Raw genomic sequence first — 23635 nt, forward strand, 5'->3', positions numbered from 1 at the left:
CATCCGCCGCCTCGGTTCTTGAACGAAATTGATCTGCCAGGGCCCGTGCCCACCCTGGCTATACTGCGGCCTCGCACACGACCGGGAGCCGCTCATGGCCGGCGGGACGCACACCGAAGCCTTCGACATCCAGCCCAGCCGCCTGGCCGGCGTGCTGGCCGTGGAGGCCACCTCGCAACGCGCCTTCGGCCGTCACACCCACGACGGCTTCGGCATCGGCGTCATCCTCCACGGCGCCCAGGACTCCGCCAGCGGCCGCGGCGAGGTGCGCGCCGAACCGGGCAGCCTGATCTCGGTGAACCCCAACGAAGTGCACGACGGCCGCCCCGTGGCGGACGCCCCGCGCAGCTGGCGCATGCTGTATTTCGACAGCGCCCTGATCGCCCGCGCGGCCGGGCTGCTCGACCAGAGCCCCGGCGTCGAGCTGGCCCACCCGGTGCTGCCCTGCAGCGCCACGCGGCAGGCCTTCCTCACCTTGCACGCGGCCCTCACCGGGCCGGCCGACGAGCCCTGGTGGGAGGTGGCAGAGCAGGAGCTGCTGCAGGTGCTGGGGGCGCTGCTGGAGGCGCGTCGCGCCGACCCGCCGCGCCTGCCCACGGGCGCCGTGGCCCGGGCCATCAGTCGCCTGGACGAAGCACCGGAAGAGGGGGTCAGCCTCGGCGAGCTGGCGCGGGATGCCGGCGTCAGCCCCCATCACTTCCTGCGTGCCTTCAAGGCCGTCACCGCCCTGCCGCCCCACGCCTATCGCCTGCAACGCCAGTTGCAGAAGGCCCACCGCCAGTTGCTGGCGGGCGAGGCGCCGGTGCAGGCCGCCCTCGCCTGCGGTTTCGCCGACCAGAGCCACCTCAACCGCCATTTCACCCGTGCCTACGGCTACACACCCGGTGTGCTGGCACGGGCGCTGCGCCGCTAGACGCTGCCCTCGCGCTCCACCACCAGGATGCGCGCCGCCCCACGGGGGTGGGCCACGTGCTCGCAACCGGGGCCGGCGTGGAACAGGTCGCCCACGCCCAGCAACACCGCGTGCTCCTCGCCGCCCTCGCGGTAGCGCATCTCCACCTCGCCATCGAGCACCACGAAGACTTCGCTGCCGTCGTTGACGTGCCAGATGTACGGCTGGTCGGTCCAGTGCAGGCGCACCGTGGTGCCGTCGAGGTTGGCGATGTCCAGCGCGCCCCAGGCACGTTCGGCAGTGAAGTCGCGGCTGCGTACCACGCGCTGGCTCATGCGCGGCTCCCCAGGGGCGCGGCGGCCACCGGCGCTTTCGGCTTGCGGAACACCAGCAGGTTGCCGGCCATCACCAGCACCAGGCCGAGCAGCGCCGGGGCGGTCCAGGCATAGCCCTCGGCGAAGGCCGAGATGTTCAGCGCCACCACCGGGAACAGCACCGTGCAGTAGGCCGCGCGCTCCGGCCCCATGCGCCCCACCAGGGTCAGGTAGGCGGTGAAACCGATCACCGAACCGGGGATCGCCAGGTACAGCAACGAGCCGAGGTAGCGCGGGCTCAGGTCCAGGGTGAAGGGCGTGCCGCTGGCCAGGCACCACAGGGTCAGCAGCGAGGCGCCGTAGAACATGCCCCAGGCGTTGGTGGTCAGCGGCCGGTAGCCGGCCTTCTGCTGCAGGCTGGAAAGCATGTTGCCGGCGGAGAAGCACAGCGTGCCCAACAGTGCCAGGCCGAGGCCCAGCCAGGTTTCGCGGCTGGCCTGGTGGCCGGCCAGCTCGGGCCAGAACAGCAGCGCCAGCCCGGCCAGGCCCAGGGCACCACCGGCCAGCACGTTGGCAGCGATGCGCTGGCCGAAGAACACCCGCGCATTCAGCGCGTTCCACAGGGTGGCGGTGGAGAACACCACGGCGATCAACCCGCTGGGGATCCACTGGCTGGCGGTGTAGAAGCACATGAAATTGACGCAGAACAGGCACAGCCCCTGGGCCAGGCAGATCGCCTGCGCGCGGCCGTCGAGCTTCTGCAGGCGACGGCTGAGCAGCAGGATGGCGAACAGCACCACGGCCGCCAGGGCGAAGCGGTAGGCGATGGACACGGGGATGGCCACCTCGCCCATCTGCAGCTTGATGGCGATCCAGGTGGTGCCCCAGATGAGCACGGTGAGCAGGTACAGCGAGAGGTTCATGGCGGTCTTCCGGTGGTGCGTCGAGTGGCCAGTCTCCCGCGCAGCCCGTCGGCCGGCTTGCAAAAACTTGCGCTTATCCACTGCGCCCCGCTGCCTCGCACACCACGCCCGCGCTAGCATGGCGTTCGTCCCACGGAGGCTTTGTCCATGTCGCCACTGCTGCACCACCAGGTCTTCCAGTCGATGGCCAGTTCGCCCAACGCCCGCCTGGAGCGTTGCACCGAACTGGGCGACGGCCTGGCCGCCGCGCAGTGGAGCAACCACCACGACGCCCGCGACTACGAAGGGCCGAGCCACCACACCCTGTCCTGCTACCTGGCCGGCGGCACCGGCACCTTCCGCCGCGAGCGCCCCGACACCAAGGGCGCCCCGGGCAAGCTGTGCATCATGCCGGCGGGGCACGACTCGTCCTGGGTGGTCAACGGCGAGATCCGCCTCGCCCACCTGTACATCCCGCCGGAGCAGTTCGCCCACGCCGCCGTCACCCTGCTGGACCGCGAACCCCGCGAGCTGGAGATGCGCGAGGCGACCTTCCTCGACGACCCCGAGCAGGTCCTGCGCTTCCAGCGCCTGGTCCAGCTGGACTGGCACGAACCGGGGGAACGCCTGCTCACCACCAGCCTCGCCCACGAGATGCTCAACCACGCCCTGCTCACCCAGGTGGGGCTGCGCCAGGGCCCGCAGCTCAAGGGCGGCCTCGCCCCGGCCCTGCGCAAGCGGCTGATGGCCTACATCGAAGAGCACCTGGCCGAGCCCTTGAGCCTGGGCGAGCTGGCGGCCTTCTCGGCGCTCTCGGAGTACCACTTCGCGCGGATGTTCCGCGAAAGCTTCGGCCTGCCGCCGCACCAGTACGTCCTCGCCCGCCGCCTGGCCCACGCCCGCCACCTGCTGGCCCGCACCACCCTGCCCCTGGGCGACGTCGCCCTCGCCTGCGGCTTCTCCAGCGCCAGCCACTTCAGCAACCGCTTCCGCCGCGCACTCGGCGGCACACCGGGCGAATACCGCGCGGCCATGAGCTGAATCCCCGTAGCCCGGGACCGGCCCTCGGCAACCCCGGACTGAAGTCCGGGCTACTGCTGCAAACGCCATCGCGGTTGAAACCGCTCCCACGGAAAAGCCGTACCGGGGCCGTAAGGTGGGCCGGACGGCGTTCCGCTTCAGCCCACCGCCGCAGCCGCCGGCAGCACAGCACCGTAGCCCGGGCTTCAGCTCGGGACCGGCCCCCCTGGCAACCCCGGACTGAAGTTCGGGCTACGGCTGCATGCGCCATCGCGGTTGAAACCGCTCCCACGCGGGCTCCGCGACACCCTCTGGAAGGATGAGGCCTCGCTGCGGATAGCCCAGCGCATTGCGCAACGCCCCTCGGCACAAATAGAATGCGAAGCATTCCTATTTAATCGCTTTCCGAACCTTCCCGGAGCCTTCCTTGACCCACAGCCCGGCAGCCCCCGAGCAGGCGTTGCACAAGCTCTACAGCGACCACAGCGGCTGGCTCCGGCACTGGCTGCAACGCAAGCTCGGCTGCCCGCAGAGTGCTGCCGACCTGGCCCAGGACACCTTCCTCAAGGTGCTGCTGGGGCGCGAGGCGCATCGCATCCTCGAACCCCGAGCCTTCCTCACCACCCTCGCCAAGCGCGTGCTGGCCAACCACTACCGCCGCCAGGATATCGAGCGCGCCTACCTGCTGGCCCTCGCCGCGCTGCCGGAGGACGAGGCCCCCAGCGAGGAAGCCCGCGCCATCATCCTGGAGACCCTGGTGGAGCTGGACCGCCTGCTCGACGGCCTGCCGCCCCAGGCCAAGAAAGTCTTCCTGCTGGCCCAGGTGGACGGCTGCACCTACGCCGAGATCGCCGAGCAGCTCGGCCTCTCCCTCTCCAGCGTCAAGCGCTACATGGCCAAGGCCGCCGAGCGCTGCTACTTCGCAGAGTGCCTCTGATGGCCCTGCGCAAGAGCGGCGAGCCACGCATCGCCCCCGCCGTCGCCGCCCAGGCGGTGCAGTGGCTGGTGGAGCTGCAGGACGGCACGCCCTCGCGCCAGCGCGAGGAGGACTGGCAACGCTGGCGCGCCGCCGACCCGGAGCACGAGCGCGCCTGGCAGCGCATCGAATCGGTCAACCGGGGCCTGCGCGGGTTGAACACCCCCACCGCCCTCGCCGCGCTGGATGCCCCGGCCTCACGCGGCCGTCGCGAGGCCCTGAAGCTGCTCACCCTGCTGGTCATCGCCGGTGGTGGCGCCCTGGCGATGCGGGACAGCGAGCCACTGCTGGCCCTGCGCGCCGACCAGAGCACCGCCGTGGGCGAGCGCCGCCACCTGACCCTGGACGATGGCTCGACCCTGTCGCTGAACACCGACAGCGCGCTGGACATCCGCTTCGACGCCCGCCAGCGCCTGCTCCACCTGCGCCAGGGCGAGATGCTGGTGAACGCGGTGGACGAGGCACGCCCGCTGCGGGTGGAAACGCCCCAGGGGCTGGTCCTGCTCAACAGCGGTCGCCTCGCCGTACGCCTGCAGGACAGCCGCAGCCAGGTCAGCCTGTTCGCCGGCGATGCCCAGGTGTTCAGCCATGGCCAGCGCCTGGCGTTGCACCCCGGCCAGCGCCTGGACCTGGACGCCCGTGGCAGCGGGGCGGCCCAGGCGGTGGACGAGAACAGCGTGGCCTGGATCAACGGCATGCTGGTGGCCAGTTCCATGCGCCTGGGCGACTTCCTCGCCGAACTCGGCCGCTACCGCCACGGGCGCATCGGCTGCGACCCAGCCATCGCCGACCTGCGCCTCTCCGGCACCTACCCGCTGGACCACACCGACCGCATCCTCGCCCTGCTGCCGCGCACCCTGCCGGTGGAGGTGCGCAGCGTCACCCGCTACTGGATCAGCGTGCACCCCAGGGCCACCTCCTGAGCCGCGCATCGGCCCCGTGAAAAAAATTTCCACCGACCTGAACCTTTTTCCCGGCCTCGCGTGACAGGGAAGGCAGAACCCCCTTCCCTCTCTTGACGAGTGCCGCCATGAACGCCGACCCGACCCTCCGCCGCTTCACCCGCACGCCCCTGGCCCGCGCCCTGCAACCGCTGCTGCTGGGCCTGAGCCTGGCCGCCGCCGGGCTGCCCACCGTCGCCAGCGCCCAGGATGCGGTGATCGGTGCCGACCAGCGCCAGGCCTTCGACATCCCGGCCGGCGCCCTGGAGCCCGCGCTCAACCGCTTCGGCCGCGAAGCCGGCGTGCTGCTGGCCTTCAGCCCGGAAATGACCCAGGGCCGCAGCACCCAGGGTCTGAAGGGCGAGTTCGGCGTGGCCGAAGGTCTCGACCGCCTGCTGGCGGGCAGTGGCCTGCGTGCCGAAGCCAGCGACGGTGGCTTCAGCCTGCGCAATGCCGACGACAGCCTGGCCCTGGAGATCGACCGCCAGGTGGTGGTCGGCTCCCGTGCACCGGTGAGCATCAGCGAGCTGCCGGGCACCGTGTGGGTGATCGACAGCCACCAGCTGCAGGAACAGACCAAGGGCGGCGTGCCCCTCAAGGAAGCCCTCGGCCAACTGATCCCGGGCCTGGACATCGGCCCCCAGGGCCGCACCAACTACGGCCAGAACATGCGCGGCCGCAGCGCCCTGGTGATGATCGACGGCGTCTCGCTGAACAGCTCCCGGGGCATCAGCCGCCAGTTCGACTCCATCGACCCGTTCAACATCGAGCGCATCGAAGTGCTCTCCGGTGCCAGTGCCGTATACGGCGGCGGCGCCACCGGCGGCATCATCAACATCGTCACCAAGCGCGCCGAGGCGGGCGAGGCGCGCTTCACCAGCGAAATCGGCGTGCGCAGCGGCTTCGAGACCCACCAGGACCACGACTGGCGCGTGGCCCAATCGGTCAGCGGCGGCAGCGAGCAGGTCAAGGGCCGCGTCTCGGTGGCCTACCAGAAGAACGGCGCCGCCTACGACGGCAACGGCGACCAGGTGATGCTCGACATCACCCAGACCGACCTGCAGTACAACCAGGCGGTGGACGTGATGGGCAGCCTGGACTTCGCCTTCGACAACGGCCAGACCCTGAACCTGGGCATGCAGTGGTACGACTCCGGCTACGACGGCAAGAAAGGCGTGAACCTGGGGCGCGACTTCCAGGGCCTGCGCGGCCAGTCCCCCTTCGAGGTGCAAGGCGGCGCCAGCTTCGACCGCGAACCGCACACCGAGCGCCAGCAGTTCAACGCCACCTGGCACGTGCCGGAGGTGCTGGGCCACGACTTCTACCTGCAGGCTTACTACCGCAGCGAGGAGATGGCCTTCCAGCCCTACCCCTCCATCACCTTCACCAACGGCGCCATCGACACCAACCGCTCCTACTACTCCGCCTCGCAGCAGGACACCGACTACTTCGGCCTCAAGTCCGTGCTGGTCAAGGAATGGGACCGCGTCAGCCTGACCTACGGCGCCGACTTCGAGTGGGAGAGCTTCGATTCCGACCAGGCCCTGTTCAACCTCAACACCGCCGCCAACACCGGCGGGCTGGTGGCCAACGAGTACGCCCGCGTCGGCCGCTACCCGGGCATCGACACCGACAGCAAGTCGCTGTTCGCCCAGGCCAGCTGGAAGGCCACCGACGACCTGACCCTGTCCGCCGGCATCCGTCACCAGCGCATCGGCAACGACGTCGGCTCCTTCGTCGCCGCCGCCCAGCAGGTACAGATCAGCAAGGGCAACGGCACCAGCGCCGACGCCGTACCCGGCGGCTCGAAGGACTACCAGGTGGACCTCTACAACGTCGGCGCCGTCTACAAGCTGAGCAAGGCACAACAGGTCTGGGCCAACTACTCCGAGGGCTTCGAGTTGCCCGACCCGGCCAAGTACTACGGCCAGGGCAGCTACACCCGGGTGGGCAACCACTGGAGCCTGGGCCGCCACGTCAACGTCGAGGACTCCGCCCTCGACGGCATCAAGACCAAGCAGGTGGAACTCGGCTGGCGCCACTACGCCGACGGCCTGGACGCCCAGCTGGCGGCCTTCTACGCCTGGTCGGACAAGAGCATCACCTACAACCGCACCACCCTGCTGGTGGAGCAGCTGAGCAACAAGAAGCGCAACTACGGCCTCGAAGGCCAGGCCACCTACTGGCTGGACGACAACTGGCAGATCGGCGCCAGCGCCCTGGCCATCCGCTCCCAGCAGAAGATTGCGGACCGTTGGCAGAAGCAGGACGTCACCGCCGCCAGCCCGTCCAAGCTCACCGCCTTCGCCGGCTGGCAGGACGGCGAGACCAGCCTGCGCCTGCAGGCCGTGCGCAGCTTCAACCTCAGCGACGACGGCAACGTCCTGGCCAACGGCACCTTCGACGGCAACGACCACAGGATCGACGGCTACACCACCTTCGACCTGCTGGGCAGCCAGGCCCTGCCGGTGGGCACCCTCAACTTCGGCATCCAGAACCTGCTGGACAAGGACTACACCACCGTCTGGGGCCAGCGCGCCCAGGTGTTCTACGGCACCAACGCCACCGGCGACCTGTTCGACTACCACGGCCGTGGCCGCACCTACAGCCTGAGCTACAGCGTCGAGTTCTGAGCCGCCTGGCCCCGTCCCCGGGCTGAAGCCCGGGCTACATCGCCCCTCGGTGCACAGGGTGGTCCACGCTTCATCGGCCCACCCTGTGGGCTCACGGCGAACGCCCTTGGTGGATGGAAAGAGCGCCATCCACCCTGTGCAGCGACAACCTCTGCGTGGGCCAAGCATCTGCCCACCGCGCCATCCCTGTAGGGGCGACTTCAGTCGCCCGGCGGGCCGCAGGCCCGCCTGCGGCGAAGCATCAAAGCAGCTCCAGCACCCCACTCCCCAACGGCAGCAGGACGGCTGCAAGCAGCACCCAACGACCACGCCAGGCCAGCAGGGCCACCACCAGCAGGCCGGCGAGCATCACCTGGCAGAGCCAGAGGATGGTGCCGATCTCGCCGCCCTGGTCACCCACCGCCAGCACCAGGCCGACGCCGAAAGCGAGCACCGCGACGCCGCGCAGCAGGCGCGCCCGCGCCTGGGACAGCGCCCGCTGGAACAGCGCCTTGTGGTGGCGGGCCATGGCCAGGCTCAGCGCCGTCATGGCCAGGTAGCAGAACGCGAATCCAAGCAACATCACGCGCGCTCCCCTGTCTGCTGCCGATACGGCTCGGAAGCCCGGCGCTCGCTTGCCGTGCGCCAGGCCAGCGCCGCGCAGAGCAGCCCGCAGCCAAGCAGGCTCAGGTCGATGCCCGCCAGCGCCCAGTCGCCACGGCCGACGGTGGCCAGCAGGCTGGCCTGGTCACCGGTGAAGGCATTGAGCAGTGGCAACCCGAGGGCCAGCAGGGCGAAGACGGCGAGCAGGTCGCGCGCCACCCGGCCGCTGTTGCGTCGCAGCACCGCCCAGGTCGCTACCAGCAGCCAGGCACCGACGAAGACGCAGGCTTCCGCGCTGGCACGCTCGGCCATGTCGGCAGGAATCAGGCGATTGCCGCAGAGCAGCGCCAGGCTGGCGATGGGCAGGCCACCGATCACCGCACCGTTCAGCGCACGCACCAGGCCGATGCCCCGGCTGCCGCGTGCCTCGCGCTTGGCCAGCCACACCTGCAGGCCGCCCACCACCATGGCGCAGCCCATCAGCCCCAGGAGCAGGTACAGGGCGCGGACGATCTGCCCGCCGAACTGGGCCATGTGCAGGTTGCTGAGCCAGGTGTAGCTGCGATAACCGGCCAGGTAGGGCTTCTGCTCGTGCAGCAGCTCGCCGCTGCCGGCGTCGTAGGAGAGGGTCCACTGGAAGCCCGCCACCCGCCGTGCATCGCTGCGGCGGATGTCCACCACGGCGGCCTCGTCAGCGGGGTGGTGGACGCTGATCCAGCCCGGCTCGCCGCCGCCCCAGCGCTGTCGCGCATCCGCCAGCAGGCCATCGAGGGACACCGGCGGCGGGGCGGGGCGCTGCACCGCTTCGCGTTCGTAGCGGCCCAGCACGTCACCGAAGAAGGCCTTGGCGTCGCCGCCATAGGCGCGCTGGATACCGGCCGGCATGTAGTAGACGACGAAGATGACCAGCCCGGTGTAGGCGATCAGCAGGTGGAACGGCAGCCCGAGCACGCCGAACAGGTTGTGGGCGTCGAGCCAGGCGCGCTGGCCGTTGGCCTTGGGCCGCAGGGTGAAGAAGTCCTTGAAGAAGCGCCGGTGGATGATGATGCCGCTGACCAGCGCCACCAGCATGAACAGGCCGGCCAGGCCGACGATGTACAGCCCGACCATGCCGGCGTGGAGGTCGTAGTGCAGGGTGAACCAGAAGCGACCGCCGAGGGTATCCGGCAGTACCTCGCCCGTGGCCGGGTCGAGGGCGAAGCGGCGGATCTCGCTTTCGTCCGCCGGCTCGTAGCCGGCCCACCAGAACGGCTCGCGCTCGCTCGGCGGGCGCATCCAGAGGGCATGGGCATCAGGGGCCTGGGCCAGCAGCAGTTCGCGCACCCGGTCGAGGGAGAGCGCCTGTTCGCCCGGCGCCTGCAGGGTGGGGCGCATCCAGCGCTCCAGCTCCTTGTCGAAGCAGGCGAGGCTGCCGCCGAAGAGGATGACGAACAGCAGCCAGGACGGCAGCAGGCCGCCCCAGGTGTGCAGGCCGGCCATGGATTGTCGCAGGCTCATGGACGCACTCCGTAGTCACCGGGCAGGTAGGCCGCGAGGGCCAGCAGCAGGGCCAGACCTGCCAGCACCAGCCAGGCACGCCAGGCCGAGCGGGCACCAAAGGCATAGAGGATCGCCGCCGTGTACACCGCGAAGCAGCCCAGGCTGGCGAAGGTGACACGGTCGGCACGGGCCAGCGGCAGGTGGACGGTGAGGAAGGCGGTGGCCAGGTAGGCCACCGCGTATCCACCGATCACCGCCGCCAGTACGCGCGAGGCGACGGCCCGGCGCGTGGAGGAGGTGGCGTTGCTCACGTCGTTCCTTTCATGGGGTTACCAGTTGTAGGTGGCGCTGGCGGTCAGGGTGCGACCGTAGCCGTAGTAGCAGGCCTGGGCGTCGCAGGAGCTGGCGTACTCCTTGTCTGCGAGGTTGCTGGCGTTGAGGGCCAGGCGCAGGCCGTCGAGCTGGTAGTGGATGCTGGCGTCGAACAGGGTGTAGCCACCGGTTTCCACTTCGAGCACGCGGGGGCCGTACAGCCCGAAGAAGGGGTTCTGCCCGGTGAACGAGGTCTCGCCGATGTAGCGTGCGCCACCCCCGACGCCGAAGCCCGCAAGGGGGCCGCCCTGGAGGGTGTAGTCCAGCCACAGGCCGGCCTGCTCGCGGGGCACGAATTGCAGGCGCGCGCCCTCTTCCCAGGCGTTGACGCTCTTCTGGATGCGCGCATTGGTGCGGCTGTAGCTGGCGGTCAGGTCGAGGCCGTCGGCCAGATTGGCCAGGGCCTCGATCTCCAGGCCCTTGCTGCGCACCTCGCCGACCTGGCGACGCTCGTTGGGGTTGTTGGGGTTGGTGCTGACGACGTTCTGCTTGGTGATGTCGAACAGCGCCAGGCTGACGAAGCTGCGGGCGCCCTCGGGCTGGAACTTGATGCCCACCTCGTACTGCTTGCCGGTTTCCGGGTCGAAGGGCCGGCCGCTGAGCGGGTCGCTGGAGGTGCTGGGGTTGAAGGATTCGCTGTAGCTGACATAGGGCGCCAGGCCGTTGTCGGCGACGTAGACCAGGCCGACACGGCCCGTGAAGGCTTCGTCGTCACGGCTGGTGCGCGAGCCGTTGAGGTTGCTCTCGGTCTCGCTGCGGGCGAGGTCGTAGCGCCCCCCCAGCAGCAGGTGCCAATGGTCGTCGAAGGCGATCTGGTCCTGAGCGTAGAAACCGGTCTGGCGCCGGGTGATGTCGTTGTCGGCATCCTTGGTCGGCCACGGCACCGTCTGGCCATACACCGGGTTGAGCAGGTTCAGGCTGGGGGCGCTGCCGAAGCGGCTGATCTCGTGGGCCGAGACGCGGCGCCAGTCCAGGCCCATCAGCAGGGTATGGGCCAGCGGGCCGGTGTCGAAGTTCACCTGGGCCTGGTTGTCCACCGTCCAGCCGTCGAACTGCTCGTCCTTGTCGTTGGCGGTGCGCGACAGGGTGGTACCGGCGAAGGAAACGCCGCTGTTGTTGAGGTAGCGGTAGTCGAAGTTCATCCGCTCGTAGCGCAGGTTCTGCCGCAAGGTCCAGCTGTCGTTCAGGCGGTGGGACAGCTCGTAGCCGAAGGAGGTGTAGGCGCGGTAGAAGCGGTTGAAGCCCGGTTCCCCCTCGTAGAAATCGTCGTCGCGGTTGGCCGGCAGGCGGAAGGCGCTCATCAGCACCGGGGAGAAGCGGCGGCTGAAGGCGAAGTCGCCCTCGTCCTTCTGGTACATGCCGAACAGCGTCAGCTCGGTGTCGTCGCTGGAGCGCCAGGTGAGGGTCGGGGCCAGGGCCTGGCGCTGGTTGCCGGTCTTGTCCACCTGGCCATTGGCGTCATTGCCGAGGAAGGTGACGCGGTAGAGCAGTTGGCCCTGGTCATCGAGGGGGCCGCCGAAATCCCCGGCCAGCTCGCCCAGGTCATCACTGCCGGCGCGCACGCGCACTTCGTGCAGCGGGGTGTCCGGGGCGCGCTTGCTCACCAGGTTGACGATGCCGCCGGGCTCGCTCTGGCCATAGAGCACCGAAGCCGGGCCGCGCAGCACTTCCACGCGCTCCAGCAGGTAGGCGTCGGGGCGGGCCAGGCCGTAGGTGCTGCGGTTGAGCATCAGGCCATCACGGTAGGTGGAGCCCTTGGCGTCGAAGCCGCGCAGGCTCATCCAGTCGTAGCGCGGGTCGTAGCCGTAGGGGGTGCTGACGCTGGGGCTGTAGCGCAGGGCCTCCTCCACCGTGGCGACGCCGCGGGCCTGCATCTGCTCGCGGCTGATCACGGTGATGGACTGCGGGGTTTCGAGGATCGAGGCGTCGGTCTTGGTGCCGGTGCGGGTGCGTTTGGCCACATAGCCGCCCACCGGGCCGACGGCGGTGTCGCCCACGGAGCTGCCGGTGATGTTCAGGCTGTCCAGCTCCAGTTGCCCGTCCTCGGACGGGGCCGGCTCCAGGCGATAGCCGCCATCGGCCATCTGGTGGGCACGCAGGCCGGAGCCGGCCAGCAGTTGGGCGAAACCCTGCTCCACCGGATAGCGCCCCTGCAGGCCAGAACTGCGTCGGCCTGCGGTCAGCGCCGGATCGAAGCTCAGCAGTACGCCGGCCTGGCGGGCGAAGGCATTGAGGGCGCTGTCCAGCGAACCGGCGGGGACCCGGTACTCCTGGGCGACCGGGGCAGCGAGCGCCAGGGTGGGCAATGCCGCCAGCGGCAGGCTGAGGCTGAGCAGGGCCGCGCGCACGGCGCGGGCAAGGGATTCCGGGGAGCGTTGAACGGCCATGTTGGGTCCTTCGAAAGCCATGAAGAATGGGGATGCGAAGGGAGGCCGAACGAGTTCGGAAAACCTGCAGAACTTCATGAGAATTATTTTCAGCCAGCCAGGCACTCAGGCGCTGGCAGGGGCCAGGGTCACCCACCAGCGGGTGCGGTACACCACCTGGACCGGCAAGGTGCGGGCCACGGCGGCCAGGGCACGCTCGCTGTCGTCCAGGGGAAACACCCCGGAGATGCGCAACCCGGCCACCGCCGGGTCGCAGCGCAGCACGCCGTGGCGCTGGCGGTCGAATTCGGCGACGAACTCGTCCAGGCGCATGTCCCTGGCCACCAGTACGCCGTCCAGCCAGCCGGCGCGGTCCGCCTCGGCACGCTGGGGCTCGGCCATGCCGTGGGCGTCGAACTGGCTCTGCCAGCCTTCCTTCAGGACCCGGGCACTGCCTTCTCGGGGGCTGACTTCGACCGCGCCGGCGTACACGGCGAGCTGGATGCGGTCCGGCCGCTGGCGCACCAGGAACCGGGTGCCCAGGGCCCGCAGCATGCCGGCCCCGGTATCCACCAGGAACGGACGGCGGGAGGGGTCGGCGGCGGTTTCGACGAGGATCTCGCCCTGGTACAGGCGCAGCAGGCGACGGTCGGCGTCGTAGTCGATGTCCACGGCGCTGCCGGCGTTCAGGTGCAGCCGACCACCGTCCGGCAGGCCAACGGAACGGCGCTCACCGGTGCCGGTGCGCAGGTTGGCCAGCCAGGGCTGGAAGGCGGACGGCCCCTGGACGCCCAGCACGCCGGCGCCACCAGCGGCCAGCAGGATCGCCACGGCCTTGAGCGCCCGACGGCGCTGCGGGTCATGCCGGGCGCCCTCCAGCGCTGCGTGGCCAAGGGCTGCGGGGATGCCGGCGAAGCGCCCACCCAGGGCCTCCAGCCGCTGCCACGCCAGTTCATGCTCGGGATGCGCGCTCCGCCACTGCTGGCAGGCCGTGAAGGCTTCGGCCGCGCAGGTACCGGAAGCCAGGCGCACGCGCCAGGCGATGGCCTGCTCCACCACCTGGGGGTCGAGTGCGCTCATGAATAGACCGCCTTGTAGCAATGGGTCAGGGCCTGGGTCATGTACTGCTGGATGGAACTCACCGACAGCCCCAGGCGCGCGGCGATCTGCGGGTAGGTCAGGCCATCGAGCTGGGACAGCAGGAAGGCTTCGCGCACGCGGGGCTTGAGGCCATCCAGCAGGCGGTCGATCTCCAGCAAGGTTTCCAGGATCAGTTCGCGGGACTCGGGCGAAGGCGCCTCGTGCTCCGGCAGGCTGGCCAGCGCCTCCAGGTAGGCGCGCTCCAGGCTGGCGCGGCGGTAATGGTCCACCAGCAAGCCCCGGGCGATGGTGGCGAGGAAGGCGCGCGGCTCACGGACCTCGCGGGACTCGCGCTGTTGCAGCACCCGCACGAAGGTATCCTGGGCCAGGTCGGCGGCGTTGTGCGGACAGCCGAGGCGTTGCCGCAGCCAGCCCAGCAGCCAGCTGTGGTGACCGCGGTAGAGCTCGGTGATGGGGGAGGTAGGTTGCAGCGACACGGCTGACCTCGGCGGGCGTCCAACGCAAATGCGAAATAATTGCAGTTGCGAATGCTGTCACGCCGCCCTTCCCCAGCGCAAGTGCCGCCGGGCCGCGCGACCCGAGGTTTGCCGTTTGCGACAGACGTCGTGAAACCGGCTTTCCGTTCGTCCAATCGGTTCGAACTTTGCAACGGCCACCCCAGTCAATCGATCCAGTGCATCAACCAGGTGGCTCACCATGTACAACCCCTTCCAGATCCTGACCGATGCCTTCCAGGCCGATTACCGGGTCAACCTCAGCCTGGAACGGCTCGACGGCAACATCATGCTCACCCTCGCCGACGACAGCGGGGTGGTGGCGCGGCGGATGATCAGCCCCGCCCAGCGCAACGACCCGAAGCGCCTGCAGCGGGTGATCGAGAGCATCCGCTTCGGCATCGCCATCGAAAAAGGCGGCAACGTCAGCGAAATGCTCACCGCCATGACCAGCGGCAAGCCCCTGCCACCGCTGGCCCGCCCACGGGTGGGCGGCACCGGCGGCAGCCTGGGCGCGGGTTACTGAGGCCGATCAGGACTCGTCGTCCAGGGTCCGCGAATCCAGCAGCTGCCGGCGCGGGTGGGTGGTTTCGCTGGCCACCGCCGGGAAGCGCGACGAGGCATAGCGCACCACCAGGATCGACAGCGCCAGCAGCAGGATCGCACCGCAGACGTACACCAGGCTCTCGTCCGGCCGGTTGTGGTGCGAAACGTCGGAGATCAGCAGGCGCGTCAGTGCCGTGATGGCCACGTAGATCAGGAAGCGCACCGGCATGTGGTTGGTCTTGAAGTAGATCCCCACCATCGCCCCCAACTCCAGGTAGATGAACAGCAGCAGGATGTCATCCACCGTGATGTGCCCCTTCTCCACCATCCCCAGGAACGCCACCACCGCCGCCCAGGCGGTGATCCCGCCGATGGCGAACAGCGCCAGGTAGTGGAACGCCTCCACCAGCAGGTTGCCCAGCGACTCGGCCAGGCCGTGCATGTTTTCGCGCAAGGCTTCCGCCCATTTGATCTTCACGTCATTACTCCCCGGTACGTCTGGTTGGCCTAGCGTGGCGCCTCTGCATGACGGTTCGTCCATGCACGAGCGAGACCACGGCAGCGGATGAGATGCCAAGGTGCGACGTTGCGCCACGGGACAGGTTGTCGCAGGTCGGCAAGCGCAAAGCCGAAGGCTGGGCTATGAAAGAAATCGTTGACGAAAGGGAACGCCCCAAATACTGTACGCACATACAGTATTTTCATATTGACGCTTGCAAAGGTGAGAGGTGATGAATGGCCGTCGAAGTGGTGTACCGCAGCAGCCGCGATCCGGAGCGCCTGTTCATGGATAAGGCCGAAGCGGATCGTTACGACAAGATGCTGGAGCTGGCCGAATCCCTGGCCGGTGTGCTGCACAAGGCCGTGCCCTCCCTCAGTGAGCAGCAGGTCGAAGACCTCGGCATCTACATGGCCCGCAACCGCGACATCTTCGCCCGCGCCTTCAAGAACCAACCCGACGCCCTGGCCGAACTGGAGTCTGCCGAGGCGGAGTGACCGATTCCCCCGCTTGCAGGCGATGCCCGTCCTGCACCGAGCCCGCTGCCCCGGCGGGCTTTTTTTATTCCGCGCCGGCACCGTGCGCCGTTTGTTCAAGCCCCAGTGACCACCGGCCGCCACGCTGGAAGCCCCCGTCCAAGGAGCTTCCGCCATGCGATTCCTGCTTGCCCGCCTCTACGCCCCCGGTTTTCTCTTCGGCTTCCTCGCCCTGGCCCTGTGGATAAGCGAGCGCCTGCCGCTAACCGGGCTGCTGGCCCTGGTGCCGGCGGCCATCGCCGTCTCCTTCATCGCGGAAGCCTGGCTGCCCTACGAGCGGGACTGGAACCGCAGCCACCGCGATCGCCTGCGCGATGCCTTGCACGCCGTGGTCAACGAAGGGCTCAACTGCCTCGGTATCCTGGTGATCCCCCTGAGCGCGGCGCTGCTGCCGGAGGCCGGGCTCTGGCCCCATCACTGGCCGCTGGCGTTGCAACTGCTGGCTGCCATCGTCGTCGCGGACCTGGGCATCACCCTCATGCACTACGCCAGCCACCGTGTCGGCGCTCTCTGGCGCCTGCACGCCGTGCACCACAGCGTGAAGCGCATGTACGGCTTCAACGGCCTGATGAAGCACCCGCTGCACCTGGGCTGCGAGGCCCTGGCCGGCACCCTGCCGCTGTTGCTGCTGGGCATGCCGGAACGGGTCGCCGCCCTCCTCGCCCTGGCCATCACCCTCCAACTGCTGCTCCAGCACAGCAACGTCGACATGCGCATCGGCGCCCTGCGCCACCTGTTCGCCTGGGCACCGGTGCACCGCTTCCACCACATGAAGTACGGCCGCGCCGGCGACGTGAACTTCACCCTGTTCCTCAGCGTCTGGGACAGGCTGCTCGGCACCGCCTTCCACAGCGACTACCCCATGCGCGGCGACGACCTGGGCATCGGCAGCCGCCCCGACTACCCCGACGCCTACCTCGCGCAATTGGCCGAACCCTTCCGCAAAAGCCCAGCCCAACACCCCGCCCCGGAGGTGCCGCAGGAATTGATGCGTTCGTAGACCGCCGAACTCCGCGCCGTGCCCTGTAGGGGCTGTAGGGGCGACTTCAGTCGCCCAGCAGGTGCAATTGCAGGTTGCCGAGATTGCGGTCTGCGCGGATGCCGAAGGTAGCGCGCATGGTGCGGGAGAAGTGCGCGGCGTCGGCGAAACCGGCGCCGTAGGCGGCCTGGGTGAGGGATTGGCCTTCCAGGCCCAGGCGCACGGCGAGACGCAGGCGGCGCCAGAGCACCAAGCGGCGGACCGACAGGCCGACCTGCTCGCCGAACAGCCGTTCCAGTTGGCTCAGGGACAGGCCGGCGCGGCTGGCCAGGGCCTGGGCGCTGACCTTGTCGGCCAGCAGTTCGTCCACCTCGTCCAGGGCCCGTTGCAGGCGAGCGTCCAGCGTCGGGCGCGGTGCGACCAGCAGGCGCTCGGCCAGGGCCTGCAGGTCCGTACCGGCGCCGGCCACCAATGCGTGCAATGCCTGGGGAGCGAAGGCCAGGGGTTCGGCGTAGACGGCCAGCAGTACCTGGCCAGGCAGGGCCAGCGCGTGCTCGCGCATGGACTCCACCAGCACCGCCTGGCCGCTCACGGGCTCGCCTTCCACCAGCAGGTGCAAGGGAGCCCCGCGTGCCAGCAGGACCTGGTGGGCGTAATGGGCATGAGGTCGGGTGTCACCGTTGGCACCGTCGATCAGGCAGAAGTCGCGGGCCAGCCAGAGGGCGCCTTGCCAGGGGGACTCGATCATCGGGGACATGTTGTCGATTGCGGGGTGGACAGCTTCAGGGGGCGGGGCGCCGAGGGCAAGGGTCGGCGGTGATGACGGGTTGATGCCGTCGATCACGGGGCCCTGTAGGGGCGCTCCGCCGTGCCCTGTAGGGGCGACTTCAGTCGCCAAGGGCAGCGCAGCGGCCCCTATCCAGAAGCGGGCGAATGAATTCGCCCCTACACCGGTGCAACCAGCAGCAATGGTGCTCCGTCGTAGGGTGGTCCGGGCGGCGTTCCGCTTCAGCCCACCAGCACAGGCACCGCGTGGGCTGAAGCCCACCCTACGGGATGGTGTGCAGCGGCGGCTCGGCGATACGGGTCGACTTGAGGCGTTTTCCCACAGTGGGAAAGGACAATGCCCGAGGCGGGCCGATTGTTCGCTCAATACCCCCTCCCTATCCTCCGGCGGTCGCGGTCAATCCCGCGAACGGGTTTAGCGACCCGACAAGATGGCGCATCGTACCCACGGGTACATGTGGAAGGCGGCGTACGCTTTTTACAGACGTGCTTCACCCTTCCACATCGCTCCATGGCGGACTGCGCAGGGAGACCGCAAGGTCTGCCGGTGACATCTTCCGGTTCGCTAACCCTGCGCGGTCCGCCACCCTTTCGTAGCGAGAAGCGTGGCGGCTCCTGTACCTGAAGATGGAGCTTCACACCATGCACGACACCTACCCCGCCCTGACCTTCCTCCGCCATAACCGCCCGCTGCGTGCGTTGATGCTGGATAACCAGCCCTGGTTCGTTGCGGTGGATTTCGCCCGTCTCCTGGGCATGCAGCATCCGCAGACCTTGCACCGCCGCGTGGGCAGCGACCATGCGCGGCGCGTGTTCCTTGCCTGCTCCAGCAGCCTTGAGGAGCCGGTGGATGTGATCAGCGAAGCCGGCCTGTACAAGGCGCTGGTGCGCTTCGGCCATCCGGAGAACGCCCACCTGGAGCGCTGGCTGAATCGCGAGGTGATCCCTACGTTGCGCGATGCCCACGCGGCGGACGGCAACGCGCCACGCCGGGTGCTGCTGAGGTGGCAGGGCACGCGGGTGGTGATGCTGAACTGGCAGGGCGAGCTCTGGGTGCCATTGGAGGACATGCCGAGCCTGGTGCATCTGGGTTAGCGGCAGGTCGCTTTTTGTGGGAGCGGTTTCAACCGCGAAAGTCCGTGCGACGAACCTGATCGCGAATGAATTGGCTCTGTCTGCGTTAGCTGTTGTGGCTTTAATGCAAGCGCTCAAGCACGGCCCTTTCCGGGCGCCCAAGGGTTCGTGCCACCGCATGGGTTTCGCTTCGCTCGCGGAACGCCGCCCGCCCCATCCTACGAAAGCCCGTGCGCACCACATGGCGATGCGCTGGACGAAGAAGTTGGAGCAGCCGCCAACGCCCCTCCAAGAGGCCGAACGCAGTCGTTGCGCCGGGGGACGAGCGGCATGGATGCCGCGAGAGGCGCGCCAGGCCATGGATGGCCCATCGCGCCGGCCCCCAGAGCGGCGATGGAGTGAGGGAACCCCGGCAAAGCCGGGGCCGGATGATGGGGCAAGCGTTTTTGGTTCCTTTTTTGGCGATTGAAAAAAGGACTCGCCCGGGGGGGGGGCGAAACCAGAAACATCATCAGAGCTCGGCAATCAGCTGGGTTCAAATCTTCTAGCAACACTTAACGCAGACAGAGCCAATGAATTCGCTCCCATGGGGAGACGCTTGCCGTTCGGCCTTCCCGGGCTGAAGCCCGGGCTACGGGTTGGGTTAGAGGCATGCCGCTTTTGTGGGGATGGCTTCAATCGCGAAGCCTGGCACGCCGAATCCTGTTCGCTACTTGCATCACCCTGTGGAAAACCTCTGCGGGCCCCGTTTCACGGTGCCCGCAGAGGTCGTTCAGGGCCGTTCCAGCGCCTGCACCAGGGCCTTGAAGAAGCGCGCCGCTTCACCGCCGGTGACGGCCCGGTGGTCGAAGGTGAGCGACAGCGGCAGCACCGGGTGCACCGCCGGCTGGCCCTCCCAGGCCACCACTTCGTCGCGGATGCCACCGGCGCCGATGATGGCCACCTGGGGCGGCACCACCACCGGGTTGGCGTAGCGCCCGAACAGGGTGCCGAAGTTGGACAGGGTGAGGGTGGCGCCCATCATTTCCTGCGGGGGGATGGAGCGCGCCTTGACGTCGCCCCGCAACCGCGCGATGCCGTCGCGCAGGTCCTCGGCGCTGCGCTCGCCGACCTTGCGCAGCACGGGGACGAAGAGCCCGTCGGGGGTGTCCACGGCGATGCCGAGGTCCAACTGCTCGTGCTGGCGGATGGCGAGCATGCGGCCGTCGAACCAGCTGTTGAGGATGGGCTCGGCGCGGCAGGCTTCGGCGATGGCCTGGGCGATGCGGATCAGCGGGTCGCGGGCCTGGGCCCAGCGGTGCAGGTCGGCGTCGCCGTAGAGCGTCACCGGCACCACCTCGGCGTGGGAGCGCGCCATGTTGATCGCCATACTGCGGCGCACGCCGCGCAGCCGTTCGCCGCCGAAGCGGTCGCGGGCCTGCTGGGCGGCGGCCTCCACGTCGGCGCGGCTGATCAGCCCATCGGCGCCGCTGCCGGCGAGGCCGGCCAGCTCCACCCCCAGTTGCCGGGCCAGTTGGCGCACGGCGGGGGTGGCGCGGGGGGCGAGGTGTTCCTGGGTGGAAGGCGCGGCGCCGATGAAGAACTGGTCGGCATGGCTTTCGCCACCGCCGTCGAGGCGACCGACCACGGTGCCAGCGTCCTGGTCCTCGCCTTCGTAGGCCAGCAGCGGTTCGCCGACGTGGAGGATGTCGCCCTCCTGGCCGAACAGCTTGGCGACCACGCCGTCGCGCGGGGCGGGGATGTCCACCAGGGCCTTGGCGGTCTCAACTGAGACCACCAGCTGGTCGGCGTGCACGCGGTCGCCAGGCTTGATGTGCCATTCGACGATTTCGGCGTCCTGCAGGCCTTCGCCGAGGTCGGGCAGCTTGAAGTAGTTCATGGTCGTCTCCTCAGGCGGGGTCGAGGACGTGCTCGCAGGCGGCGAGGATGTCATCGGGACCGGGGATGTAGAGGGATTCCTGTCGGTAGAGCGGCGGTGGGATGTCCGGCGCGGTGACCCGCTGGATGGGCGCCTGCAGGTCGGTGAGGACGCGCTCGTAGAGGCTGGCGGCGATCTCGGCGCCGACTCCGCAGCTGCGCGGCGCCTCATGGACGATGACGCAGCGGCCGGTCTTGCGCACCGAGGCTTCGAGGGTCTCCAGGTCCAGGGGTTTGACGCAGGCGACGTCGATCACTTCGGCACTGATGCCGCGTGCCTCCAGCTGCCGGGCGGCCTCCAGGGTTTCCAGCACGCTGGCGCCCCAGGTCACCAGGGTCAGGTCGCTGCCCTCGCGCAGGGTGAAGCAGCGGTCCAGCGGCAGGCGCCGGCCGTCGTCAACCAGGGGTTGCGGGTTCATCCGGTAGAGCCGGGTGGGTTCGAGGAAGATCACCGGGTCCGGGTCGTCGATGGCGGCCAGCAGCAGGCCGTAGGCGCGGGCCGGCGATGAGGGGATCACCACGCGCACGCCGGGCAGGTGGGCGAACAGTGCCTCGGTGCTTTCGCTGTGGTGCTCCGGCGCGCGGATGCCGGCGCCCATGGGGCTGCGCACCACCAGCGGGCAGGACAGGCGCCCACGGGTGCGGTTGCGCAGGCGGCTGGCGTGGGACACCAGGTGCTCCATGGCGGCGTATATGAAGCCGAGGAACTGGATCTCCATCACCGGTTTGAGGCCTTGGGCGGCCATGCCGACGCTGAGCCCGGCGATCATGGTTTCCGCCAGGGGCGTGTCGATGACGCGCTTGAAGCCGTAGGCATCGCGCAGGCCGAGGGTGGCGCGGAACACGCCGCCGTTGACGCCGACGTCCTCGCCCAGGACCACCACGTTCTCGTCTTCGCCCATGGCGCGGTGCAGGGCCAGGTTCACCGCTTCCAGCAGGCTGCGCTTGGGGGTGTCAGTCATGGCGGTTCTCCTCGCGCCGCGCGGCGCGCTCCAGCACCAGGTCGCGCTGGTCGGCCAGGGCCGCCGGCCAGCGGGCGTAGACGTGATCCAGCACGGCTTCGGGGCCTTCGCGGCCGGCGTGCTCGAAGCGTTCCACCGCGGCCTGCACCTCGCGCTGGCAGTCGGTGATGAGCGCCTGCTCGCGGGCTTCGTCCCACACGCCGCTGGCGGCGAGGTAGCTACGCAGGCGCTTGATGGGCTCCTCTTCCCAGGCCTGGTGCACCTCCTCGGCGCTGCGGTAGCGGGTGGCGTCGTCGGCGGTGGTGTGGTCGCCCAGGCGGTAGCTGAGACATTCCACCAGGGTCGGCCCCTTGCCCTGGCGGGCGCGCTCGATGGCGGCACCGACCCGGTCGTAGACGGCGAGGATGTCGTTGCCGTCCACCTGTTCGCCGTGGAAGCCGGCGCCCACGGCCTTCTGTGCCAGGGTCGGCGCGCCGCACTGGATGCGCCGGGGCACGGAGATGGCCCACTGGTTGTTGTTGACCACGAAGACCACCGGCAACTGCCAGGCGCCGGCGACGTTGAGCGCTTCGAGGAAGTCGCCCTTGCTGGTGGCACCGTCGCCGCAGGTGGTGACGGCGACGCGGTGCTCGCCACGGATCTTGAAGGCGGTGGCGACGCCGCAGGCATGCAGGGACTGGGTGGCGATGGGTACGCAGAGCGGGAAGTCCTGCCCGGCGGCGGGCTCGGCGTAGGCGCTGCCGCGCTCGTCGCCGCCCCAGTAGAGGAGGATTTCCCCCATGGCGACGCCGCGCATCAGTTGCACGGCGGTGTCGCGGTAGTAGGGCACCAGTACGTCCTCGGGCTGCATGCGCGCGCCGATGCCGACGCCGATGGCTTCCTGCCCGAGGGTGGGCGCGTAGGTGCCGATACGGCCGGTGCGTTGCAGGGCCACGGCCTTCTGGTCGAACAGGCGGGTGAGCAGCATGCGCCGGTAAAGCCGGGCCAGCAGGTTGAAGTCATCCGCCCAGGGCGGCAGGTCGCCGACGGGGCTTCCGTCGGCCGCCAGGTAGCGGGTATGGGGCAGGTCGATCCGTGTGTGCATGTCGCCTCCTCACCTTGTGGGTGCGCAGGGATGACGGCGCTCATGGCGCCGAACCTGGCCCGGTCTGGATCTCGGCCGGGCCGCGTGGGCGCCGCTCAGCCGTAGAGCAGGCGCTCGGCCAACGCATCGGCGACCCGCGCGGGTGAGCGCTTGTCGGCCTGGGCGTGGGCGTAGATGTCGGTCAGGCGCTGGCCGATCCGCGCCAGGTGCGCGGTGATGGCCGGCATGTCGTCGCCCCGGTGGCGCAGGGCGACGTGGATCAGGCCTCCGGAATTGATCACGTAGTCGGGTGCGTAGAGGATGCCGCGCGCTTCCAGCAGGTCGGCGATGTCGGGGCTGGCCAGTTGGTTGTTCGCCGCCCCGGCCACCACCGCGCAACGCAGCTGGGGCGCGCTCTGGGCATTGAGCACGCCGCCCAGGCCGCAGGGCGCGAGGATGTCGCAGGGGGTGGTGAGCAGCGCGTCGCTGGCCACCGGGTGGGCGCCCAGCTGCTCCACCGCCAGTTGCACGCGGCCGGGGTCGAGGTCGCTGACCAGCAAGTCGGCACCAGCGGCGGCCAGCTGTTCGGCAAGGGCGTAGCCGACGTTGCCGAGCCCCTGCACGGCGATGCGCAGGCCTTCCAGGTCGTCGCTGCCCAGGCGTGCCAGGGCGCTGGCGCGGATGCCGGCGAACACCCCCAGGGCGGTGCAGGGCGAGGGGTCGCCGGCGGCCTGGGTGCTGGTGACGTGGCGGGTGTGGAGGGCGACGCAGTCCATGTCGAGGCTGGAGGTGCCACTGTCCACGGCGGTGATGTAGCGGCCGCCGAGGGTTTCCACCATGCGCCCGAAGGCCTCGAACAGCGCGGCGCGGTCGGGCACGTGGGCAGGCCGCAGGATCACCGCCTTGCCGCCGCCGTGGGGCAGGCCAGCCAGCGCGGCCTTGTAGCTCATGCCCCGGGCCAGGCGGATGGCGTCACGCAACGCGCTGTCGTCGTCGGGGTAGGCGAGGTAGCGGCAGCCGCCGAGGGCCGGGCCCAGGCGGGAGTCGTGGATGGCGATGATCGCGCGCAGGCCGGTGACCGGGTCCTGGGCGAGGTGGAGCGCTTCGAGCCGAGCGCCTTCCATCTGGTTGAACATGGCGGGCCCCCTTGCTGACGTTGCCAGGGAGTATAGGCCGCCCACCGGAACCCGGCCGCCGGCCC

23 protein-coding genes are annotated in these 23635 nt (G+C 69.4%); 9 read left to right on the plus strand and 14 right to left on the minus strand.

Annotation, left to right across the window (positions count from 1 at the left end):
• Nucleotides 1-94 precede the first annotated feature (94 nt).
• Complete coding sequence (locus PotMrB4_RS23235) at nucleotides 95-913, plus strand: AraC family transcriptional regulator (protein ID WP_172434599.1); 819 nt, start codon at nucleotides 95-97, stop codon at nucleotides 911-913.
• On the opposite strand, the gene PotMrB4_RS23240 is transcribed toward PotMrB4_RS23235, so the two are convergent.
• Together PotMrB4_RS23240 and PotMrB4_RS23245 are read right to left on the minus strand one after the other, a co-directional pair.
• The gene (locus tag PotMrB4_RS23240; RefSeq protein ID WP_021220921.1) at nucleotides 910-1227 is read right to left on the minus strand and encodes a cupin domain-containing protein; all 318 of its coding nucleotides are present in this window, start codon (nucleotides 1225-1227) and stop codon (nucleotides 910-912) included. The two genes, PotMrB4_RS23235 and PotMrB4_RS23240, sit on opposite strands and share 4 nt — an antisense overlap.
• Nucleotides 1224-2129 (minus strand): DMT family transporter, encoded by a 906-nt coding sequence (locus tag PotMrB4_RS23245; RefSeq protein WP_044404373.1) that lies wholly within the window; start codon nucleotides 2127-2129, stop codon nucleotides 1224-1226. The genes PotMrB4_RS23240 and PotMrB4_RS23245 overlap by 4 nt, the downstream gene beginning before the upstream one ends.
• 147 nt (nucleotides 2130-2276) lie before the next feature.
• Here PotMrB4_RS23245 and PotMrB4_RS23250 point away from each other — a divergent pair, with 147 nt between their 5' ends.
• From PotMrB4_RS23250 to PotMrB4_RS23265, 4 genes are all read left to right on the plus strand, one after another.
• Nucleotides 2277-3149, plus strand: a complete 873-nt coding sequence (locus tag PotMrB4_RS23250) for a helix-turn-helix domain-containing protein (RefSeq protein WP_074970759.1) — start codon at nucleotides 2277-2279, stop codon at nucleotides 3147-3149.
• 406 nt (nucleotides 3150-3555) lie between these two features.
• Nucleotides 3556-4065: a sigma-70 family RNA polymerase sigma factor gene (locus tag PotMrB4_RS23255; RefSeq protein ID WP_044404380.1), complete on the plus strand. Its 510-nt coding sequence runs from the start codon at nucleotides 3556-3558 to the stop codon at nucleotides 4063-4065.
• Nucleotides 4065-5027 carry a FecR domain-containing protein gene (locus tag PotMrB4_RS23260; protein WP_172434600.1) on the plus strand — a complete coding sequence of 321 codons (963 nt, stop codon included), beginning with the start codon at nucleotides 4065-4067 and terminating at the stop codon, nucleotides 5025-5027. Before PotMrB4_RS23255 ends, PotMrB4_RS23260 begins: the two co-directional genes overlap by 1 nt.
• A gap of 107 nt (nucleotides 5028-5134) precedes the next feature.
• The gene (locus PotMrB4_RS23265; RefSeq protein ID WP_232060761.1) at nucleotides 5135-7678 is read left to right on the plus strand and encodes a TonB-dependent receptor; all 2544 of its coding nucleotides are present in this window, start codon (nucleotides 5135-5137) and stop codon (nucleotides 7676-7678) included.
• A gap of 241 nt (nucleotides 7679-7919) precedes the next feature.
• Here the strand turns inward: PotMrB4_RS23265 and PotMrB4_RS23270 are convergent, their stop codons facing one another.
• The 6 genes from PotMrB4_RS23270 to PotMrB4_RS23295 form a co-directional block, all read right to left on the minus strand.
• Nucleotides 7920-8240 (minus strand): DUF3325 domain-containing protein, encoded by a 321-nt coding sequence (locus PotMrB4_RS23270; RefSeq protein WP_172434601.1) that lies wholly within the window; start codon nucleotides 8238-8240, stop codon nucleotides 7920-7922.
• Nucleotides 8240-9757 carry a PepSY-associated TM helix domain-containing protein gene (locus PotMrB4_RS23275; protein ID WP_172434602.1) on the minus strand — a complete coding sequence of 506 codons (1518 nt, stop codon included), beginning with the start codon at nucleotides 9755-9757 and terminating at the stop codon, nucleotides 8240-8242. The genes PotMrB4_RS23270 and PotMrB4_RS23275 overlap by 1 nt, the downstream gene beginning before the upstream one ends.
• Entirely contained in the window at nucleotides 9754-10050 is a 297-nt protein-coding gene (locus PotMrB4_RS23280) for a DUF3649 domain-containing protein (RefSeq protein WP_172434603.1), read from the minus strand. The genes PotMrB4_RS23275 and PotMrB4_RS23280 overlap by 4 nt, the downstream gene beginning before the upstream one ends.
• Nucleotides 10051-10068: 18 nt before the next feature.
• Nucleotides 10069-12498 (minus strand): TonB-dependent siderophore receptor, encoded by a 2430-nt coding sequence (locus PotMrB4_RS23285; RefSeq protein WP_172434604.1) that lies wholly within the window; start codon nucleotides 12496-12498, stop codon nucleotides 10069-10071.
• Between the two features lie 105 nt (nucleotides 12499-12603).
• The gene (locus tag PotMrB4_RS23290) at nucleotides 12604-13557 is read right to left on the minus strand and encodes a FecR domain-containing protein (RefSeq protein ID WP_172434605.1); all 954 of its coding nucleotides are present in this window, start codon (nucleotides 13555-13557) and stop codon (nucleotides 12604-12606) included.
• Nucleotides 13554-14048, minus strand: a complete 495-nt coding sequence (locus PotMrB4_RS23295; RefSeq protein ID WP_044404423.1) for a sigma-70 family RNA polymerase sigma factor — start codon at nucleotides 14046-14048, stop codon at nucleotides 13554-13556. Before PotMrB4_RS23295 ends, PotMrB4_RS23290 begins: the two co-directional genes overlap by 4 nt.
• A 226-nt stretch (nucleotides 14049-14274) precedes the next feature.
• On the opposite strand from PotMrB4_RS23295, the gene PotMrB4_RS23300 reads away from it, so the two are divergent.
• The gene (locus PotMrB4_RS23300; protein WP_044404397.1) at nucleotides 14275-14598 is read left to right on the plus strand and encodes a DUF3509 domain-containing protein; all 324 of its coding nucleotides are present in this window, start codon (nucleotides 14275-14277) and stop codon (nucleotides 14596-14598) included.
• Between the two features lie 6 nt (nucleotides 14599-14604).
• Here PotMrB4_RS23300 and PotMrB4_RS23305 read toward each other — a convergent pair whose 3' ends face one another.
• Nucleotides 14605-15096: a phosphate-starvation-inducible protein PsiE gene (locus PotMrB4_RS23305; protein ID WP_074970753.1), complete on the minus strand. Its 492-nt coding sequence runs from the start codon at nucleotides 15094-15096 to the stop codon at nucleotides 14605-14607.
• Between the two features lie 257 nt (nucleotides 15097-15353).
• Here PotMrB4_RS23305 and PotMrB4_RS23310 point away from each other — a divergent pair, with 257 nt between their 5' ends.
• Nucleotides 15354-15614, plus strand: a complete 261-nt coding sequence (locus tag PotMrB4_RS23310; protein ID WP_044404404.1) for a YebG family protein — start codon at nucleotides 15354-15356, stop codon at nucleotides 15612-15614.
• A gap of 154 nt (nucleotides 15615-15768) precedes the next feature.
• Complete coding sequence (locus PotMrB4_RS23315; protein WP_172434606.1) at nucleotides 15769-16653, plus strand: sterol desaturase family protein; 885 nt, start codon at nucleotides 15769-15771, stop codon at nucleotides 16651-16653.
• 46 nt (nucleotides 16654-16699) lie between these two features.
• Here the strand turns inward: PotMrB4_RS23315 and PotMrB4_RS23320 are convergent, their stop codons facing one another.
• Nucleotides 16700-17380, minus strand: coding sequence for a helix-turn-helix domain-containing protein (locus tag PotMrB4_RS23320; protein WP_172435145.1), 681 nt, complete (start codon nucleotides 17378-17380; stop codon nucleotides 16700-16702).
• A gap of 680 nt (nucleotides 17381-18060) precedes the next feature.
• Here PotMrB4_RS23320 and PotMrB4_RS23325 point away from each other — a divergent pair.
• Entirely contained in the window at nucleotides 18061-18513 is a 453-nt protein-coding gene (locus PotMrB4_RS23325) for a BRO-N domain-containing protein (RefSeq protein ID WP_107331091.1), read from the plus strand.
• Between the two features lie 751 nt (nucleotides 18514-19264).
• Here the strand turns inward: PotMrB4_RS23325 and PotMrB4_RS23330 are convergent.
• From PotMrB4_RS23330 to PotMrB4_RS23345, 4 genes are all read right to left on the minus strand, one after another.
• Nucleotides 19265-20371, minus strand: a complete 1107-nt coding sequence (locus PotMrB4_RS23330; protein ID WP_074970751.1) for a dihydrolipoamide acetyltransferase family protein — start codon at nucleotides 20369-20371, stop codon at nucleotides 19265-19267.
• Between the two features lie 10 nt (nucleotides 20372-20381).
• Nucleotides 20382-21371, minus strand: a complete 990-nt coding sequence (locus tag PotMrB4_RS23335; RefSeq protein WP_044411357.1) for an alpha-ketoacid dehydrogenase subunit beta — start codon at nucleotides 21369-21371, stop codon at nucleotides 20382-20384.
• Complete coding sequence (gene pdhA, locus PotMrB4_RS23340; protein WP_172434607.1) at nucleotides 21364-22455, minus strand: pyruvate dehydrogenase (acetyl-transferring) E1 component subunit alpha; 1092 nt, start codon at nucleotides 22453-22455, stop codon at nucleotides 21364-21366. Before pdhA ends, PotMrB4_RS23335 begins: the two co-directional genes overlap by 8 nt.
• 95 nt (nucleotides 22456-22550) lie before the next feature.
• On the minus strand, nucleotides 22551-23570 hold the full coding sequence (locus PotMrB4_RS23345) for a Leu/Phe/Val dehydrogenase (RefSeq protein WP_074970747.1): 1020 nt from the start codon (nucleotides 23568-23570) through the stop codon (nucleotides 22551-22553).
• Nucleotides 23571-23635 lie beyond the last annotated feature (65 nt).

The organism is Metapseudomonas otitidis (assembly GCF_011397855.1).
GTDB classification, from domain to species: Bacteria; Pseudomonadota; Gammaproteobacteria; order Pseudomonadales; family Pseudomonadaceae; genus Metapseudomonas; species Metapseudomonas otitidis.